General features: G+C 55.2%; 10 protein-coding genes. All 10 read left to right on the forward strand.

What is annotated here, in order from left to right; all coding sequences use genetic code 11:
* Window positions 1–2: 2 nt before the first annotated feature.
* A complete protein-coding gene (locus J2I46_RS04845) occupies window positions 3–1,418 on the forward strand; it encodes a RagB/SusD family nutrient uptake outer membrane protein (protein WP_207327792.1) in 1,416 nt (471 codons plus the stop codon).
* Between the two features lie 150 nt (window positions 1,419–1,568).
* Entirely contained in the window at window positions 1,569–2,981 is a 1,413-nt protein-coding gene (locus J2I46_RS04850) for a glycoside hydrolase family 140 protein (protein ID WP_207327793.1), read from the forward strand.
* Window positions 2,978–3,883, forward strand: a complete 906-nt coding sequence (locus J2I46_RS04855) for a glycoside hydrolase family 43 protein (protein WP_207327794.1) — start codon at window positions 2,978–2,980, stop codon at window positions 3,881–3,883. The genes J2I46_RS04850 and J2I46_RS04855 overlap by 4 nt, the downstream gene beginning before the upstream one ends.
* 211 nt (window positions 3,884–4,094) lie before the next feature.
* Complete coding sequence (locus tag J2I46_RS04860; RefSeq protein WP_207327795.1) at window positions 4,095–6,896, forward strand: glycoside hydrolase family 2 TIM barrel-domain containing protein; 2,802 nt, start codon at window positions 4,095–4,097, stop codon at window positions 6,894–6,896.
* 109 nt (window positions 6,897–7,005) lie between these two features.
* The gene (locus tag J2I46_RS04865) at window positions 7,006–9,516 is read left to right on the forward strand and encodes an L-rhamnose mutarotase (RefSeq protein WP_207327796.1); all 2,511 of its coding nucleotides are present in this window, start codon (window positions 7,006–7,008) and stop codon (window positions 9,514–9,516) included.
* Between the two features lie 115 nt (window positions 9,517–9,631).
* Window positions 9,632–10,696, forward strand: coding sequence for a Gfo/Idh/MocA family protein (locus J2I46_RS04870; protein ID WP_207327797.1), 1,065 nt, complete (start codon window positions 9,632–9,634; stop codon window positions 10,694–10,696).
* Window positions 10,697–10,784: 88 nt separating this feature from the next.
* Complete coding sequence (locus J2I46_RS04875) at window positions 10,785–12,365, forward strand: sodium:solute symporter family transporter (RefSeq protein ID WP_207327798.1); 1,581 nt, start codon at window positions 10,785–10,787, stop codon at window positions 12,363–12,365.
* A 203-nt stretch (window positions 12,366–12,568) separates the two neighbouring features.
* On the forward strand, window positions 12,569–15,427 hold the full coding sequence (locus J2I46_RS04880; RefSeq protein ID WP_207327799.1) for a glycoside hydrolase family 95 protein: 2,859 nt from the start codon (window positions 12,569–12,571) through the stop codon (window positions 15,425–15,427).
* Between the two features lie 83 nt (window positions 15,428–15,510).
* Window positions 15,511–19,041 (forward strand): malectin domain-containing carbohydrate-binding protein, encoded by a 3,531-nt coding sequence (locus tag J2I46_RS04885; RefSeq protein WP_207327800.1) that lies wholly within the window; start codon window positions 15,511–15,513, stop codon window positions 19,039–19,041.
* A 237-nt stretch (window positions 19,042–19,278) separates the two neighbouring features.
* Window positions 19,279–19,740 carry a hypothetical protein gene (locus tag J2I46_RS04890; RefSeq protein ID WP_207327801.1) on the forward strand — a complete coding sequence of 154 codons (462 nt, stop codon included), beginning with the start codon at window positions 19,279–19,281 and terminating at the stop codon, window positions 19,738–19,740.
* Window positions 19,741–19,792 lie beyond the last annotated feature (52 nt).

The following is a 19,792-nucleotide window of genomic DNA, read 5'->3' on the forward strand; positions in this document are numbered from 1 at the left end:
CCATGAAAACGATAAAACAGTTGCTAACCATCGCCTGTATCTGCCTGGCAGCCACAGGATGCAAAGAAACGTTTCTGGAACTCAAACCGATTTCCAACCCCACGGCCGATAACTTCAAATCGACCGATGATTTTGAACTGGCCGTCAATGCCGCCTACTCGTCTCTGTACGTGATCTATCACCCCGAGGGGGCCATGTCGTACGTGAACGAGCAAATGAGCGACAACGCCATCGTGTATAATATTGCAGGTATACAGGCCGACAAATGGCAGTTTAAAGACCTGACCCTATCGACCACCAATACGGTCGTTTATCAGTTCTGGCAAGACTATTACAAGGCTATTTTCAACGCCAATATCGTTCTGAACAAGATTGACGGGGCCAGCCTCGACGCTACCTATAAAGATGGCGTGAAGGCTCAGATGATGTTCCTGCGCGCACTCTACTACTTCGACATGGTACAGACCTGGGGCGACGTACCCATCGTGACCACCCCGCTCACCGGCGAGGAAAGCTACAACGTATTGCGCGCTCCCCAATCGGCGGTCTATGACCAGATCAAAACCGACCTCCTGTTTGCCATTCAGAAACTACCGTTGGCCTCGGCGGTGACCATTACCGGCCGGGCCTCCAAGGGTGCCGCACAGACGCTGCTTGGAAAGGTGTACCTGGCAATGGGTGATAAAGCGTCGGCGGCCACCGTATTGAAGGAGGTTGTTGCCAGCAACCAGTATTCGCTACTACCCACCTACGCCAGTCTCTGGGGACCAACCGTGAAGAACACCAAAGAATCCATCTTCGAGATTCAGTATCTGGGCGGTAGTGCCGCCGCCCCGTTCAGTCGCTATTATCAGACCTACTACCCCGTTACGGCCGGGCTGGGCTTTATCGGTACGGGCATGAACCAGATTACCGACGATCTCTACAACGAGTATGAAACGGGCGACCCCCGCCGCGACCTGACCATTTCGCCCGGCTACACCAGCGGCACAACGTTTACGCCCCAGAAATTCCCGATCAAATGGACGCATACCGGCGCTACTATCGTCAACGGTGTCTCCCTGTCGAACAACAATTTCATGGTGATGCGTTACGCCGATGTGTTGCTGATGCTGGCCGAAGCCACCGGCGATGTAACGTACCTGAACCAGGTACGTACCCGCGCCAACGTACCTGCGTTTGGCACACCAACGTACCCAGCGGCCAAGTACCCGACGCTCGATCTGGCAATTGAACACGAGCGCCGCGTTGAGCTGGCCATCGAGTTCCAGCGCTTCTTCGATCTGAAACGCACCAACCGGGCAGTTGCCGTACTGAGCGCGAAAGGCAAACCCATTACCCAGGCCAAGCAGTTGCTGCCCATTCCGCAGATCGTTCGGCTACAAAACGACGCAATCGTCCAGAATCCGGGCTATTGAGCCAACAGACGTCACCTCACTGAGTTCCGGCATCCCGAAAGTTCACCCTTTCGGGATGTTCAGTTTGGGCCAGCGCGTGATTGATAAAATCATACATATCGCCGAAAAAATCATACACAGTATCGCGTCGAAAAACTTCATTCTTTGTCTATGCCAAATCATACGCTGTCAAGAACCCTCTTTTTTGTCTGTTCCCTAGCCACGCTGATCGCCTGCAGCACCACCGGGAAGGTGGTAGATTCACAACAACTGACGGTTACCGGAAATGGGCGCTACCTGGCCAGTGGTAGTGGTGCGGATAAGCCGTTTTTCTGGCTCGGCGATACCGGCTGGCTACTCTTCAGCCGCCTCACCCGCGAAGAGGTCGAGACGTACCTGGAGAACCGGAAACAGAAAGGCTTCAATGTGATTCAGGTGATGGTGCTGCACACCCTGTCGGTTACCAACATGTATGGCGACTCGGCGCTCATCCATAAAAACGTGGCAACGCCCGCCGTCACTGCCGGTTCGTCGTTCAGCAATGCCGCCGAGTATGACTTCTGGGATCATGTCGATTTTGTGGTCGACAAGGCAGCCGAGAAAGGTATCTACATGGCGCTGGTGCCGGTTTGGGGCGGAAACGTGAAGAACGGCGGCGTGGATCAGCAGCAGGCGGCCACCTACGCCAGCTTCCTGGCCGAGCGCTATAAAAACCGCCCCAACATAATCTGGCTCAACGGTGGCGACATCAAAGGCAGCGACTCAATGGCCGTCTGGAAAACGATTGGCCGCACCATCAACCAGCTCGATTCGACACACCTGATCACCTTTCACCCACGCGGACGCACGTCGTCGTCAGAGTGGTTTCATACGGAAGACTGGCTCGATTTCAACATGGCACAGTCGGGTCATCGTACCTACGCGCAGGATACCTCGGCCAACGAAAAATGGCATTACGGCGAAGATAACTGGCGCTACATTCAGGCCGACCTGGCCCGTACGCCCGCCAAACCAACCATCGACGCCGAGCCTTCCTACGAAGGTATTCCGCACGGCTTACACGATACGACCCTCCCCCGCTGGACAGCCGATGAGGTTCGCCGGTACGGCTACTGGTCGGTACTGGCCGGGGCCTTTGGCTATACCTACGGGCACAATTCGGTGATGCAGATGTACAAGAAAGGCGACACCAAAACGTCGTTCGGCCCAATCGAAACCTGGGATAGGGCCATCGATGCGCCTGGTGCCGGCCAGATGATTCACCTGAAAAACCTGATGCTCGCCCACTCCTTCTTCGACCGCATTCCCGACCAGTCGATGATTGCCGACCAGGGCAGCCGGTACGAGTATCTGGTGGCCAGCCGGGGTGCCGGATATGCCCTGGTCTACACCTACACGGGGCGGACGTTCAAGCTGCACATGGGTAAGATTCCGGGCTCCAGCGTAGCTGCCTCCTGGTTCAACCCGCGCGACGGTAAATCAACGGTCATTGGCGACGTGGCCAACACGGGCGTGACAGAATTCAACCCACCCGCCGAGCCTGAAGCGGGCAACGACTGGGTGTTAGTTCTCCAGCAGAAATGAGCCGGTTCGTCTTCGCCTTCGCCCTGCTGATCGGCCTCAGTTCGTGCTCGAAGCCGGTTTACCTGTTTACGTCTTTCCATGAACCCGCCACCGAGGGGCTGCGGCTGCTGTACAGCCACGATGGTTACCACTGGACAGACCTGAACCGAACGTACCTGAAGCCCGAGATCGGCACCCAGAAAGTAATGCGCGATCCGTCTGTTGCCCAGGGGAAAGACGGTACGTTCCACCTCGTCTGGACCAGCAGTTGGAAAGGGGATAAAGGATTTGGCTACGCCAGTTCCAACGACCTGATTCACTGGACCCAACAGCAGTTTATCCCTGTGATGGAGCATGAGCCAACTACCGTGAACGTGTGGGCTCCCGAACTTTTTTACGACGATGAAGCCGATCAGTTCGTACTCATCTGGGCATCAACCATCCCGAACCGGTTCGAGCGGGGTATTGAAGAGGAAACCAACAACCACCGGATGTACTACACGATTACGAAAGACTTCCAGACCTTCGCCCCCACGAAGCTGTTCCTGGACCCAAAATTCAGTGTGATCGACGCCGTTATTGTAAAGCGCAAACCGGCTGATTATGTGCTGGTTCTGAAAGACAACACTCGCCCGGAACGCAACATCAAAGTAGCGTTTGGCCATAGCGCCATCGGGCCTTATACGAACGTGTCGGCACCCTTCACGAAGAAGTTCACCGAAGGGCCATCCGTAGCCAACGTGGGCAAAGACTGGCTGATCTATTTCGACTCGTATCAGGATAAAAAATACGGCGCCGTGAAGACTCAGGATTTTAAAACATTCACCGATGTCTCGGCCCAAACGTCGGTGCCTGAAGGGCATAAACATGGCACCATTTTCAAGGTTAAAAAGCGCGTTTTAACGGGTTTGCTGAAGGAGTAGTGCGTGTATGCTGACGTGTGATGTCTCCGCGCTTGCGGCCCTTCGACTAGCTCAGGGTGACACCGGGGTGGCGGACCACTCCCACTCAAGGTCGTCAGGCACATTCGGATGTGTCTTGTCACCCTGAGCTAGTCGAAGGGCCGCAAGCGCGAAGCAATACACATAATCAATTTCAACATACAGCACCTCCCCAAACCCACCAACACAACGAATGAACCCTAAAACCCTCTCCCTTTTTTGCTCACTCCTCTTCCTGGCCCAGCTGGCGACGGCGCAGCAGACAGAACGGCGTTATCTGTCGGGCACCGGCAATGACCATACCGTAAACTGGTCATTCTATTGCACGGCCGGGCAAAATTCAGGGAAGTGGACAACCATTCCGGTGCCCTCAAACTGGGAGTTGCAGGGGTTTGGCAAGTACAATTATGGCTTTGCCAAAGACAGTTCGCGGGGGAAAGAGCAGGGTTTGTATAAGCATGACTTTCAGGTGCCGGCTGCCTGGAAAGGAAAACGGATTAACCTCGTTTTTGAAGGCGCCATGACCGATACCGACGTGAAAATCAACGGTAAATCGGCGGGGGCAACGCATCAGGGATCGTATTACGCCTTTAGCTACGATGTATCGGAACTGCTCAACTACGGCGCGGGGAATTTGCTGGAAGCTACGGTATCGAAACACTCGTTGAACAGTTCGGTGAATGAAGCCGAGCGCAAAGGCGATTTCTGGATTTTCGGGGGCATTTTCCGGCCGGTGTATCTGGAGGTTCTTCCCGCTGAGCACATTGGACACGTAGCCATTGATGCCAAAGCAGACGGATCATTTACGGCTCAACTTCAACTCAACACGGCCAGCGCCAATCAGGTGACGGCGCAGCTCTACACCATGGCCGGGCAGAAAGTAGGTACGTTGGTCAGCGCGAAACTGAGCGGCGGTAGTAAGTCGGTAACGCTCACCAGTCAGTTGACCAACCCGTTACGCTGGACGCCCGAAACGCCTACCCGATACAAGGTTGTATTCAGATTGCTTCAGGCTGGCAAACCCGTTCACACGTTGACAAAGGCATTTGGGTTCCGAACGGTGGAGATAAAGCAGCGGGATGGCATCTATGTAAACGGCACGAAAGTCAAACTTAAGGGCGTGAACCGGCATTCGTTCTGGCCGTCGTCGGGGCGGGCGTTGAGCAAGGGCCTGAGCATTCTGGACGTGAACCTGATGAAAGACATGAACATGAACGCCGTCCGGATGTCGCATTACCCGCCCGACGATCATTTTCTCGACGTCTGCGACTCGCTCGGCCTGTTTGTGTTCGACGAACTGGCGGGCTGGCACGGCCATTACGACACACCGACCGGTACAAAGCTGCTCCGAGAACTCATTACGCACGACGTAAACCATCCGTCGGTCATTGTCTGGATCAACGGGAACGAAGGCGGGCACAACACCGAGCTCGACCCGCTGTTTGCCAGGGAAGACATTCAGAAACGGCACGTGCTGCACGCCTGGGAGGATTTCGGCGGGTTCGACACGCAGCATTACCGCGAGTTCAACTACGGTATCGGCAACTACAACCACGGCCATTCGATGACGCTACCGACCGAATTCCTGCACGGCCTATACGATGGTGGACACGGTGCCGGCCTCGAAGACTACTGGGAATCGATGTGGCATGACCCACTGGCGGCGGGCGGTTTTCTCTGGGATTTTTCGGATGAGGGCGTAGTACGAACAGACAAACGCCGACCAGACGGGTCGGAATTTATCGACACCGACGGCAACCGGGGGGCCGATGGCATTGTGGGACCGTATCGCGAAAAGGAAGGCAGTTATTTTACGGTGAAAGAAGTGTGGTCGCCCATTCACGTCGAAAGGCGAGAGATTACCCAGACGTTTGACGGCAGTTTCCCGGTCGAAAATCGATACCATTTCACCAACGTGAATCAATGTTCATTTTCCGGGAAGCTGGTAAAAGTGAGCGGGCCATACGAAGCCGTCAGGTCAACATCGGTCACTTTTCCGGTGGCGGCACCGAGCCTGAAACCGCTGGAAAAAGGCACGTTACAGGCAACCCTCCCGGCCAACTGGCGCGACTACGATTTCATCTACATCACTGCCACCGATCCGTTCAAGCGGGAGTTGTTCACCTGGAGTTTCCCAATCTCACTGCCGAAGAAATTGGCGGCAACGATTGTCAAATCGACTGGTTCAGGTACGTTGGCAGCGTCTGAGACTGACTCGCTGTATACGGTGAAGGCCAGCGGCGTTCAACTCTCGTTCAGCCGGAAGACGGGCATGCTGAAACAGGTCTCTAACGGAAACGGGATCATTCCGCTTACCAACGGCCCGGTCTTGCAGGAAGGCGTCAACAATTTCGGCGGTTTCAGCAAGCGGATCGATGGACAGACCATCATTATCGAATCGACCTTCGACCGCAAATCAGGCTACAACACGCTCCAATGGACGATTTATCCGTCGGGCTGGGTGAAGATGCAGGTACGTTACTTCCCCGACGGCTATTTCACGACGTTGGTAGGGGTTAATTTCTCGTTCCCCGAGTCGCAGATGAACGGCGTAACGTGGGTTGGTAAAGGCCCTTATCGGGTCTGGAAAAACCGCCTGAAAGGGGGTGCGTTTGGTCTGTGGGCGAAAGCGTATAACACCACCGAAACCGGCGAATTTCCATTCATCTATCCTGAGTTCAAGGGCTACCACGCCAACATGTACTGGTGTCGGTTCGAGACGAAAGGGCAGCCGTTTACCGTGGCTACCGAGGATGAAGATGTGTTTTTCCGGCTGTTTACACCCGCCTGGAAAACAGACCAATGGCACAATTACGAACCCATTTTCCCGAGCGGCGATATCTCGTTCATGCAGGGCATCAGCAGCATCGGTTCAAAAACGCAGCGCAACGAAACCACCGGCCCGATGGGCATGAAAAATATCTTTTACGACTACGAAAAAGAACCCGCCCGCGCCAAAGTGCTGACGCTCTATTTTGATTTTTCCGGTAAGTGAATGGAGCTGACGCAGCGTGTTACTGACGCTTGATTGCTTCGCATACTCGTTGTCGCTCGCCTGTGGCGAGTGACAACGACGTACACAACCACCACCAACAACCCCAACCATGAACCGAACCTTAGCTACACTTCTACTACTCCTTCTCGGCACGGTCACCGTTGCGCAACAGGCTCAATGCTGGGTGGCGGTTGATGGGTCAGATGCCAATGCGGGAACGAAAGAAAAACCGCTGGCCAGCCTACAGATGGCGTTGCGGAAAGTGCGCGAACTTCGACGACTAGCCGACCCAAGCATAGCTGGAGGAGCGCATATTTATCTGCGCAACGGCTTATATCTGCTCAACGAACCGGTATTCATTCGACCTGAAGACTCGGGTACGTTGGCGAATCCGACAATAATTGAATCAGCTCCCGATGAGCGGCCGGTGTTGAGCGGCGGCGTTCCGGTTGCTGGCTGGCAAAAGCTAAAAGGTACCGTTCCGGGCTTACCCAACGAAGCAATCGGCAACGTATGGGTGGCCGACGCACCGATGGCAGGTGGTCGGCTGCTGACGTTCCGGCAACTGTGGGTCAATGGCCAGAAAGCAACCCGCGCCAAAGACACGCCCTATCCGCTGATGAACCGAATACTGTCGTGGAACAGGGCAGAACAGACGTGCTGGATTCCCGCGCCAAAAGCCGGTGACTTATCGAAAGCGGCAGGCCTGGAAATGCTGATTCACCAGTGGTGGGCCATTGCCAATCTACGCGTAAAGCACATTGACATTCGGGGAGATAGCGCAAAACTATCGTTTCATCAACCCGAAAGCCGTATTCAGTCAGAGCACCCGTGGCCAGCGCCCTGGCTCTCGAAAGAAACGGGTAACTCGGCCTTTTACCTGGCCAATGCCATCCAGTTTCTGAACGAACCCGGCGAATGGTTTCTGGATACGAAAGCGCAGAAACTCTATTACATTCCCCGCCCCGGCGAAAACCTGGCAACGTCGACAGTCATCGCGCCATCGCTCGAAACGCTGGTGCAGATTACCGGCACGCCCGACCACCCGGTCTCGAACGTGCAGTTCAGGGGCATCGCGTTTCAGCATACGGGCTGGGTACGTCCGTCGCAACAGGGGCACGTACCGCACCAGGTAGGGCTGTACATGCTGGATGCCTACAAACTAAAAACGCCGGGAACGCCCGATAAAAAGACGCTCGAGAATCAGGCGTGGGTGGGCCGTCCGGCGGCGGCGGTCGAGGTGTCGTTTGCCAACCATACCGGTTTTTCAAATTGCCGGTTTACCCACCTGGCGTCTACCGGCCTCGATTATCACCGGGGCGTTCAGGACAACCAGATTCAAGGGAACGTATTCAGCGATATTGGCGGCACGGGTATTCAGGCGGGCGTTTTCTCCGACGAAGCCACTGAGATTCACCTGCCCTATAACCCCACCGACGAGCGTGATGTGTGCAGTAATCTGACCATTCGTAATAACCTGATTACCAACGTCACCAACGAAGATTGGGGCTGCGTAGGCATCGGTGCTGGGTACGTTCGGGGCATTGCCATCGAGCATAACGATATCAGCAACGTGTCGTATAGTGGCATCAGCATGGGCTGGGGCTGGACGCCGACGGTCAATGTGATGCGTAATAACCGGGTGGTGGCGAACCGGATTCATCATTTCGCCAAGCATCTGTACGATGCAGCAGCGATCTACACACTCTCTGCCCAACCGGGTTCAATCATCGCCGGGAACGTGATCGATAGTGTGTACAACGCGCCATACGCGCACCTGCCAGCCCACTGGTTTTACCTCTACACCGACGAAGGTTCCTCGTTTTTCACGGTCCGCGACAACTGGACGCCCTCAGAGAAATACCTGCAAAATGCGAACGGTCCCAACAACGTCTGGGCCAACAACGGCCCGCAGGTTGCTGATAGCCTGAAAGCAAAAGCCGGACTTGAGCCGTCGTATGGTCATCTGCTAGGTGACAAAACGGCTCCTGACCCGGCCTGGCGCATCAACAAGGAGAATCCGGTGATTGTGGAATTAGTAGCGAAACCAGGTCACCCGCTGGATCTGCAGCAGATGAAAGCCGTACTGGCAAAAAGCAAGGTCAGTGAGGCATCGCTCTACCAGTGGGACAATCATTACGTCATTTTCGATAAAGTGCAGGATGTATTTGTGCTGAGCGAGCGCCTGAAAACTGCGTTTCCAACGGCGCAGGTGAAGACCTACTATGACCTGTTCTTCGAGTTTAACCGCTCCCGGTGCAGCACCGGGCCGGTTACTGGCGAATGGAACCACACGATCCTGACCGCGAACCTGGTGGCTGACCCTGCACGTCAGCACGAGTATCTGGCCCACCACGCCACGCAGTTCGAGAAATGGCCTGAACTGTCGAACGGTTTCTGCAACGCCGATTTTCAGCAATTGCTGCTGTACCGAAACGGGCGTCAACTGATGCTCGTCATCAGTATTCCCAAAGGCGAAAGTCTTGATAAACTTAATCCGAAAACAACCGAAAATAATCCCCGCGTCGACGAGTGGAATGCACTGATGAAGAAATATCAGGAAGGAATCCCCGGCACAAAACCCGGCGAAACATGGGTGAATTTGAAACCAGTTAACTAATGGAATGTCGGATTGGGGATATCGGATTTGGGATTTATTACTTACGCCAGAATTGCTTTATTGTAAACAATAAATCCCAAATCCGATAGCCCCAATCCAACATCCACTTATCTCTATGTTACGATTAGGCATTTTAGGATTGGGCGAAGGACGCAGCACCATGTCGGCGGCGTCAGCGAGTCCGAATTACGAACTGGTCTGCATTTGCGACCAGAAACTCGAGTTGTGTCAGCAACGCGCCAAGGAGTTCGATTTTCACCGATTCACGACCAATTATCAGGACCTGCTAGACGACCCGACGATCGACGTCATCGCGATTTACACGCCCGACAAATTCCACGCCGAGCATACCAAACAGGCCTTGCTGCATGGTAAGCATGTAGTCTGTACAAAACCGTTTATCGATGACCTGTCGACGGCCAGAGAGCTGATCGACCTTAGCGAGCAGACAGGCAAAAAGGTGTTTGTGGGGCAAAGTTCGCGCTTTTTCGAGCCAATGAAAAAGCAGCGTGCCGACTACGAAAAGGGCCTCATAGGCGAACTGATCACGATCGAAGGCTATTACCACGCCGACCACCGCTGGTTCCTCGACAAGGGCTGGTCGCTGGAAAACGAATTTAAGTGGCTTTATGGTGGCCTGAGTCACCCGGTCGATTTCATCCGCTGGTACCTGCCCAACATTGAAGAGGTGATGGGCTACGGTATGCTCAGCGCCAACGGCCGGAAAGGTGGGTTGAAAAACGCCGACACGATGCACTTCATTTTTAAAGCCACCGACGGACGGATTGCCCGGGTGAGCGGCGCATATACCGGCCCGGTACAACCCGTGGTGCGCGACTCGGAAATGAGCTGTATTCTGCGCGGAACCGAGGGCTGTAGCCAGGCCGATTACATGGATCTTCGCTACGCCATTACGACCAATTCCGGCGAGGAACTGGTGCAGACGTGGGAGCATAAGCTGAAGCACTATTTCCGGTTTGAAGGCAAAAGTCACCACGCCGGCGAGTATCAGAATTACCTCGACTATTTCGCCACCTGCCTCGAATCGGGCCAGATAGCCTACCCCGATATCCGCGAGGGCATCGGCACCGTGGCCCTGCTTCAATCAATGGACAAATCACTGCAAACCGGCCTGCCCGTGAAAATTCAGGATGTCCTCCGCGAGCATGGATTAGTGTGAGAATGAATGCCATAGTGCACGATTTTGTCGTCCCTCCTTCCGTCGGTATGACAAAAAATGACCCATCGTCCATTGTTCATTGCCCCCTATGACCAACATCACCGACCGCTTAACCGCCCTTGATTACGGTATCGTTCTGGCCTACCTCGTCGCGCTGGCCGTGATTGGCTATCGGGCCAGTATACCGAAGAAAGGCGCTTCGGATGAAACGCTGTTTCTGGCGAACAAATCGCTGGGCTGGTCGAGTATCGGGTTCAATATGTGGGGCACCAACGTGGGGCCGTCCATGCTGCTCGCGTTTGCCAGTATCGGCTACAGCACCGGCATCGTGGCGATCAATTTCGACTGGTACGCCTTCGTTTTCCTCTTTCTGCTGGCCATTGTGTTCGCACCTAAGTACCTGGCCGCCAACGTATCAACCATGCCTGAGTTTATGGGACAACGCTACGGCGAATCGACCCAGACAATTCTGGCGTGGTACGCACTCATTAAGATCCTGATCTCGTGGCTATCGCTCGGGTTGTTTGCCGGTGGGTTTCTGGTTCGGCAAATTCTGGGCATTCCGATGTGGGAGTCGGTCATTGTGCTGGTGCTGTTTGCCGGCCTGTTCGCCTACACGGGTGGTCTGAAAGCTATTGCCCGCGTCAACGTGTTCCAGATGATCCTGCTCATCGGCGTTTCGCTGACGCTGACCGTTCTAGGCATCAATAAAGCAGGTGGCCTCGACACCGTCATTCAGAAAGCCCCTGCTGATTACTGGAGCCTGATTCATCCGGCCAGCGATACCAAATACCCCTGGCCCGCCATTCTGCTCGGTTATCCGGTGGCGGCCATTGCCTTTTTCTGTACCGACCAGGCGATGGTGCAGTCGGTGTTGGGCGCGCGCAATCTGGAGCAGGGGCAACTGGGTGTCAACTTCATAGGCTGGCTTAAAATCCTGTCGCTCCCCCTGTTCATTCTGCCGGGCATACTGTGTTTCATTCTCTACCCCAACCTGAAAGATCCGGCTGAAGCGTACATGACCATGGTGACGAACCTGTTTCCACCCGGTATGAACGGCCTGGTCATCGTAGTCCTGATTGCGGTACTCGTCGGCACGATCGGTTCGTCGCTGAATTCGCTGAGTACAGTATTTACGATGGACGTATATGCCCGACAGATCAACCCCACGGCCACCAATCAGGAACTGATCAGGATGGGGCGGATCACGGTGGTGGTTGGCTGTCTGTTTGCGGTGCTGATGGCGCTGGCGATTGATAGCATCAAAGGGCTAAACCTGTTCGATGTGTTCCAGTCGGTGCTCGGGTTCATTGCCCCGCCCCTGTCGGTTGTTTTCCTGCTGACGGTTTTCTGGAAACGCACCAGTCGCAGTGCGGTAAACACGGTGCTATCTGCCGGTTCGGCCTTCAGCCTGGGGGTTGGTGTGCTGTATCTGTGGGTGTTTCCGCCCGACAAGTACCCGTTCTGGCCGCACTATCTGTTACTGTCGTTTTTCATCTTTTCGGCCCTTCTCGTTATGGCGGTTCTGATCTCATTGCTGGATCGGAATCCATCTGTCTACGTACCTGCTGCAACAAATGTAGCTATCGTAAAACCCACCCGCCGCGTCTGGACCGCCTGGCTTTCGCTCATCATCGTTATGGTTAGTTTGTATCTGGCTTTTCATTAATGGATTTGCACTAACTTATTTTCATGGAATGGCTCCGGCATCCCCGACTAGGCATCCCCGACTAGGCGTCCCCGACTAGGCGTCCCCGACCGTTTCGGCTCCGATCGGGGCTACAGACGCAAAGCCATCCCAACTTAAAGCAACCCCCTGCTTCGTTCAAGCAAACTCCTGACAACTTTCCCGCCCTCATCAGGCGTGCACCCATGAAACCACTTATTACATTAATTGTCAGTCTTTTAACTGCATCAACAATCCGGGCTCAGGCACCTGTCAGCCAGCCACTAACGTTATGGTACCGGCAACCGGCAAAGCAGTGGGTAGAGGCCCTGCCAATTGGAAACGGACGGTTGGGCGGCATGGTGTTCGGCGGTGTCGAGACAGACCATATTCAGTTCAACGAGGCTACGCTCTGGACGGGCGAGCCGCGCGAGTACCAGCGAGAAGGAGCTGCGCAATACCTGCCTAAAATTCGTCAGTTGCTTGCCGACGGAAAACAGGCAGAGGCCGAAGCGCTGGCGCAAACGCACTTCATGGGTCGGCAGAGCCATGAAGCAGATTACGCTCAGAAGAAAAACGTCTGGTTTACCAATATCCGAAAACTCGCTGACACGAAGGCTGGGCCAACTGCGGTTACGTTTGACGAACGTACCTGGAAAACCATGACTGTGCCAACCGCCGATGGCTGGGAACGCACAGGGCTTGAAGGACTGGACGGGGCTGTCTGGTTTCGCACGTCGTTCAACCTTCCACAAACCTGGGCAGGTAAGGATGTTATTCTCGACCTGGGCCGAATTCGCGACCAGGATTTCACGTACCTGAACGGCGAGCTGATCGGCACCTCCGAAGGCATCACCAAAAATCGGCGCTATCCGATTCCGGCCAACAAACTTCACGTCGGCGAAAACCAGATCGCCATTCAGGTTATCAATCTGTTCGATAAGGGCGGTTTCATTGGCGTGAAGACCACTCAACCTACTTTCGTTGTGTATCCCGACGGACAGCAGCCAACGGATGGCGTACCCTTGAAACAGCCATTCAGCTACTGGATCCAGGATGAAAACCCACCCGCTGCACCGCGCTACCAGGCCGATTACCAACCCTTCGGCGACCTGCACCTTCGTTTCAGCGGACAGGGTCAGCCAACAAATTATCGCCGAGAACTCGACTTAACGACCGCTACGTCCCGCGTAACGTACCGGGCCAATGGCGTGCAGTTCACCCGCGAATACCTCGCCAGTGCACCCGGCCAGGCCATCGCTGTTCACCTGACCGCCGACAAACCGGGGCAGATCAGTTTCGAAGCCTCACTGGCCAGTCCACATAAAGGACATACCACAAAAACCGTTGACAATCAGACTCTTGCAATATCCGTTCAGGTACGTAATGGAGCATTGCGGGGCGAAAGCCTGCTGCATATTCAGACGCAGAAAGGCCGGGTCAGCATATCGGGCAACAAGCTGGTCGTCTCGGGTGCCGATGAAGCGACACTTTACCTGACGGCGGGCACCAATTTCAAAACCTACAAAGATGTGTCGGGCGACCCCGCCACGTTGAGTCAGCGGCCTATGCAGGCGCTACGTACCCAGCGGTTCAATGCCGTGAAAGCCGCTCATGTCAGGGAGTACCAAACGTATTTCAACACGCTCTCGCTCGACCTGGGGCATTCAGCAAATGAACAACTTCCGACGGATGAGCGTCTCCAGCGATTTGATCAATCGGCGGACCCTTCGCTGCTATCGCTGTATCTTCAGTATGGACGGTATCTGTTGATCTCGAGTTCACGGCCCGGCCGTAACGGCGTACCGGCCCAGCCCGCCAACCTCCAGGGCATCTGGAACGACCTGCTCACGCCGCCTTGGGGCAGCAAGTACACCACGAACATCAACCTGGAAATGAACTACTGGCCCGCCGAGATGCTGAACCTGTCGGTCTGCCACGAGCCGATGCTGGCCGCAATTGCCGAGATCGCGGAGTCGGGGCGTAAAACGGCGAAGGCACACTACAATGCCCGGGGTTGGGTCCTGCACCACAACACCGACCTCTGGCGCGGCACGGCCCCCATCAACGCCTCGAATCACGGCATCTGGGTGAGTGGCGGCGCGTGGGTATCGCATCACCTCTGGGAGCATTACCGCTACACGCAGGACCGTCCGTTCCTGAAAAGCAAAGCTTATCCGCTCATGAAAGACGCCGCCCGGTTCTTCGTCGATTTCCTGGTGAAAGACCCAAAAACGGGCTGGCTCATCAGTACACCGTCCAACTCGCCCGAGCACGGTGGGCTGGTGGCTGGACCGACGATGGATCATCAGATCATTCGCGATCTGTTCAAAAACTGCATAACAGCCAGCGAATTACTCGGTACCGACGCTGCTTTCCGCGATACCCTTCAAACCATGTATGGCCAGATAGCACCGAATCAGATCGGCAAGCATGGCCAGTTGCAGGAATGGTTACGGGATATCGATGATCCGAAAGATACCCACCGGCACGTGTCGCATCTGTGGGGCGTTCACCCCGGCACCGACATTACCTGGAACGATACGCCCGAGCTGATGAACGCCGCCCGACAGTCGCTGCTGGAACGTGGCGACGAAGGAACGGGCTGGAGTCTGGCGTGGAAAATCAATTTCTGGGCGCGTTTCCGCGATGGCGATCATGCCTATACGATGCTCAAACTGCTGTTCCGCCCTGCTATTGCCCCCGACGGTATGACCGGCGGGGGCTCCTACCCCAACCTGTTCGATGCGCACCCGCCTTTCCAGATTGACGGCAATTTTGGTGGTGCCAGCGGCATCGCCGAAATGCTGGTGCAAAGCCAGGGAAAAACCATTGATTTACTGCCCGCCCTCCCTGCGGCTCTACCGACCGGCCAGATCAACGGTATCTGTACAGCGGGCGGTTTCGTGCTGAACCTTCGCTGGCAAAATGGTAAGCTCAGCGGCGTCGATGTGACGTCAAGAGCCGGTCAGCCCTGTCTGCTACGCTACGGCGAAAAGCAGGTACGTATCGCTACTGAAGCAGGGAAGACATACAGGTTTGGCGAAGGGTTACAGGCTATTTAATTGACGTTTGGCGTCCCCCACTCCACCCGTAACGACAGACCAACCCAAAGAAGATTAGTACGTTGCGGGAAACTAACTCACCCATGAAACTCCTTCTTTGCCTCGTCCTCTTCATCACCACCTGCACAGCGCAGTCAGCGCTTCGGCAGGATATCTCGCTGGATGCAGACTGGCGAACGGTCACCTCAGATAGGCACCAGGCATACCCGTCGTTTGAACAGCCATCATTCAGCGAGACCGACTGGAGAACCGTTGACGTACCCCACAACTGGGACGATTACGCCGGTTACCGGCGGCTAACCCACGGTAATAGACATGGCTATGCCTGGTATCGAAAATCATTTACGGTGAAGTCACAACCAGCGGAAAAGCGGTATTTCCTGTATTTCGAAGGTGTTGGCTCCTACGCTACCGTGTGGCTGAACGGTCAACAGGTTGGCGCACATGCCGGTGGCCGAACCACCTTCACCATTGATATAACCAATGCGATCCGGCTCAATAATCAGGCAAATTTACTCGCCGTTCGGGCCGACCATCCGGCCATGATCAGCGACCTGCCCTGGGTGTGCGGCGGCTGTTCCGATGACCGGGGCTTTTCAGAAGGTTCGCAGCCGTTGGGCATCTTCCGACCCGTGCATCTGCTCATTACCGCTCCCGTCCGTATCGAACCGTTCGGCGTTCATGTCTGGAACGACTCAACCACCACAGCAGCCAGAGCGCAACTGCATCTGGAGACAGAGATCAAAAACTATGGCAGCCAGGTACGTTCCGTTACGCTTGTCAGCCGACTTATCGACAAGCGGGGAAATACGGTGGTTGAGCAAACGAAAAACGCCGTCATTCAACCGGGACAAATGACGGTGATTCGGCAGGAGCCGCCGGTTGTGGCGAATCCGCAGCTATGGTCGGTTGAACACCCCTATCTGTACACGCTTGTTTCGGAAGTGATCGAAAAAGGAAAGCCCATCGACCGGCAGACGACGCCTTACGGTATTCGCTGGATTGAGTGGATCATCGGGAAAGCACCCGGCCAAAATCGGTTTCTGTTGAACGGAAAGCCGGTTTTCATCAATGGCATTGCCGAATATGAGCATCTGCTTGGCAAGAGCCACGCCTTTAGCGCTGAACAAATAAAATCGCGTGTGCAGCAGATCAAAGCCGCCGGGTTCAACGCCTTCCGGGATGCACACCAGCCGCATAACCTGCGGTATCAGACTGCCTGGGATTCGCTCGGCATGCTCTGGTGGACGCAGCTCTCCGCCCACGTCTGGTACGATACGCCCGCCTTTCGCCAGAACTTTAAAACGCTGCTGACCGAGTGGGTACGCGAACGCCGCAATAACCCATCGGTCGTGCTATGGGGCCTGCAAAATGAAAGTAAACTCCCCGCCGACTTCGCCCGGGAATGCACGCAACTGATTCGGCAGCTCGACCCTACGGCTTCGTCGCAGCGAAAGGTAACCACCTGCAACGGCGGCTCCGGCACCGACTGGGACGTACCTCAGAACTGGACAGGTACGTATGGCGGCGACCCGGCCACCTACGCCGACGATGTGAAACGGCAGGTGCTGATCGGTGAATACGGCGCGTGGCGAACGGCCGATCTGCACGCCGAAGGGTCCTTCCGGGCAAACGGCGCGCTGAGCGAAGACCGCATGACGCAGTTGATGGAAACGAAGATCAGGCTGGCCGAATCGGTGCGCGAGCAGACTGCCGGGCACTTTTTCTGGTTGTTTACCTCACACGATAACCCCGGCCGGGTGCAGGGTGGTGAAGGGCTCCGTGAACTGGATCGGATCGGGCCGGTGAACTACAAAGGGTTACTGACGCCCTGGGAAGAGCCGCTCGACGCCTTTTACCTGTTTCGGGCCAACTACGCCGACAAGCAGAAGGAGCCTATGGTGTATATCGCCTCACACACCTGGCCCGACCGCTGGATTACGCCCGGCCTGAAAGACAGCATTACGGTGTATTCCAACTGCGACGAGGTTGAACTGTTTAACGATGTACGTTCTGCTTCGCTCGGAAAACGTACCCGGACGGGTATTGGTACGCATTTCCAGTGGGATAACGTACCTGTCAGCTACAACGTACTTTACGCTGTTGGGTACGTGGCTGGTCGCGAAGTGGCGCATGACTACATCGTGCTGAACCACCTACCGAAAGCGCCAAACTTCAACAAGTTCCTGGCGAACAACAGGCCCGTCACCGAACCGCAGGCCACACTCAATTACCTCTACCGCGTCAACTGTGGCGGGCCAGACTACACGGACAAACAGGGAAACGCCTGGCTGGCCGATCGGCCCCGAAGCAATACCGCCACCTGGGGCAGTACCTCCTGGACGAATGATTTTCCGGGGTTGCCCGCCTTCTTTGCCAGCCAGCGACGTACCCACGACCCGATCAAGGGCACGACCGACTGGCCTCTTTTCCAGACCTTCCGTTACGGGCGCGAGAAACTGCACTATGCCTTCCCCGTCCCAGACGGCACCTACCGGGTTGAACTCTACTTCACCGAACCCTGGCTGGGCACCGGCGGTGGCCTCGACTGCACCGGCTGGCGGCTGTTCGACGTGGCGATCAACGGCAAAACGGTGATCCACGATCTGGATATCTGGAAAGAGGCCGGGCATGATACAGCGCTGAAAAAGGTCATCACACTACAGATTACGGGCGGTCAGTTAGTTATTTCGTTTCCACGCGTTGCGGCCGGGCAGGCCATACTATCAGCCATTGCCATTGCCACGGCTAACCTAACGGCCAAACCCGCAGCCGCGCCAGCCTCGTTGATCACAGAGCTCCAGACAACTGAAAAACCGGCAAAATGGTCGGTACAAACCTGGCTTGATACGGGCCATAAGCAGTATGCTGATGAGCAGACAGCCTTCCGCACACTACCCGCCAACCTGTATGGAGTCGAGTGGATTCGTGGCCCCGGAAACGCCGGCAACGTACCTGGCTTCACCGTTTCGGCCAACGCAGACGTGTTTGTTGGGCTCCGTAGCCGAACGACGATAAAACCAGCGTGGCTGACAGATTTTGAGGATACGAAGACCAGTTTTGAGAATGGTCTTGGCGAACACTTCCAGGTCTATCGTAAACGGTATGACAAAGGAACGATGATCTACCTCGGCGAACCTGGCGGGGCGGGTTCAGGTACGTTCAGCCCCTTCACGGTGATGGTAGCACCGGTCAGCACCATCGAGCCGGCCTACGATCTGAAACCCACCACGACCTACACCGTGGCGTCCGTGCGATTTGCGGGTTCGGAAGTCGTTAAAGACAGCCTGAATGATCGTCTGGTGGCAACCATAAGAAAAGCGGCGGGCCCCGTCCTCGACTGGACCATGACAACCGGCGTGGCAGATACCTACGCGATGACGCTCCGGTACGCCAACCCAACCACGAAAACGCTGACGGTAAAACTGGAATTATTACTGGCCGATGGCACCAGAATCAAGGAAGAAACCGTCGAGCTTGCGCCCTCGCGTCCCGGCAAGTGGAACCTGTTCACCACCTCAACCGGCACCATGATCAACGCAGGTACGTATACGGTTCGCCTAATGGCAATCGATGCGGAGGGGCTAAGTTTATATCAGTTGATTGTCCAGTGACGTGTACGGCTGAATGGGCGAGTTGACTACCAACCATTGACTTAAAATCTCAACTTTTTACAGCTTATACGCCCCCCCCAAAGGCATTTTCTCCAACGGATTACCAGATGATTAAGCATGATAAGTATACGTACATCGCATGAAAAGTCAATTAAATCAGGCGTACCACTGGGTCAATCTATCGTTTTCAATAAGAATAAGTTATACCTTTCCGGCCACGAAAAATAGCTAATCACCATGAAAAGGAACGCCTGTATTCTTCTCTTTTATCTCCTGGCTACCGTGAGCTACGGACAACCTGCGCCGACCCGCATTTATCTGGTCAGGAATGGATCACGTTTCCTGAATTTAATGCAATTCCGTACCACGCTCGACCCTAATAAGGAAATCAAGGTAAAGAACAGTGGTTATACGCTGATCGAAACAGATGCGGATAGTCTGGGCATCATCATCGATACTACTTATCCCGACAGTCAGGGATTGATCATCCAGCCGAAGCCGGTCTTTGTGAACGTTGAAAAAGGAAAATCGTACTTTTTCAAGCTGGGTCCGGTTCCGGCGTTTAGGGGTTCCAGCCAGATCGACGTTGACGAAATGACCGAACGTGCATTTTGGCTGTACGTGGGTCTTAATCAGTTGAGCGATACACCTACAAGATACCTGTTAACGAACGCGAATGGCTTAACGAAAGTCAGGTAGAGCCCCACACATACGAACGGCAGGCCCGGAACTACATCAATAGTTCCGGGCC

The organism is Fibrella forsythiae (assembly GCF_017353175.1).
Taxonomy (GTDB): Bacteria; Bacteroidota; Bacteroidia; order Cytophagales; family Spirosomataceae; genus Fibrella; species Fibrella forsythiae.

Coding starts and splice junctions, on each gene's coding strand:
- J2I46_RS04870 (WP_207327797.1), top strand. CDS start 9,632: ATGTTACGATTAGGCATTTTAGGATTGGGCGAAGGACGCAGCACCATG.
- J2I46_RS04860 (WP_207327795.1), top strand. CDS start 4,095: ATGAACCCTAAAACCCTCTCCCTTTTTTGCTCACTCCTCTTCCTGGCC.
- J2I46_RS04850 (WP_207327793.1), top strand. CDS start 1,569: ATGCCAAATCATACGCTGTCAAGAACCCTCTTTTTTGTCTGTTCCCTA.
- J2I46_RS04865 (WP_207327796.1), top strand. CDS start 7,006: ATGAACCGAACCTTAGCTACACTTCTACTACTCCTTCTCGGCACGGTC.
- J2I46_RS04855 (WP_207327794.1), top strand. CDS start 2,978: ATGAGCCGGTTCGTCTTCGCCTTCGCCCTGCTGATCGGCCTCAGTTCG.
- J2I46_RS04885 (WP_207327800.1), top strand. CDS start 15,511: ATGAAACTCCTTCTTTGCCTCGTCCTCTTCATCACCACCTGCACAGCG.
- J2I46_RS04845 (WP_207327792.1), top strand. CDS start 3: ATGAAAACGATAAAACAGTTGCTAACCATCGCCTGTATCTGCCTGGCA.
- J2I46_RS04880 (WP_207327799.1), top strand. CDS start 12,569: ATGAAACCACTTATTACATTAATTGTCAGTCTTTTAACTGCATCAACA.
- J2I46_RS04875 (WP_207327798.1), top strand. CDS start 10,785: ATGACCAACATCACCGACCGCTTAACCGCCCTTGATTACGGTATCGTT.
- J2I46_RS04890 (WP_207327801.1), top strand. CDS start 19,279: ATGAAAAGGAACGCCTGTATTCTTCTCTTTTATCTCCTGGCTACCGTG.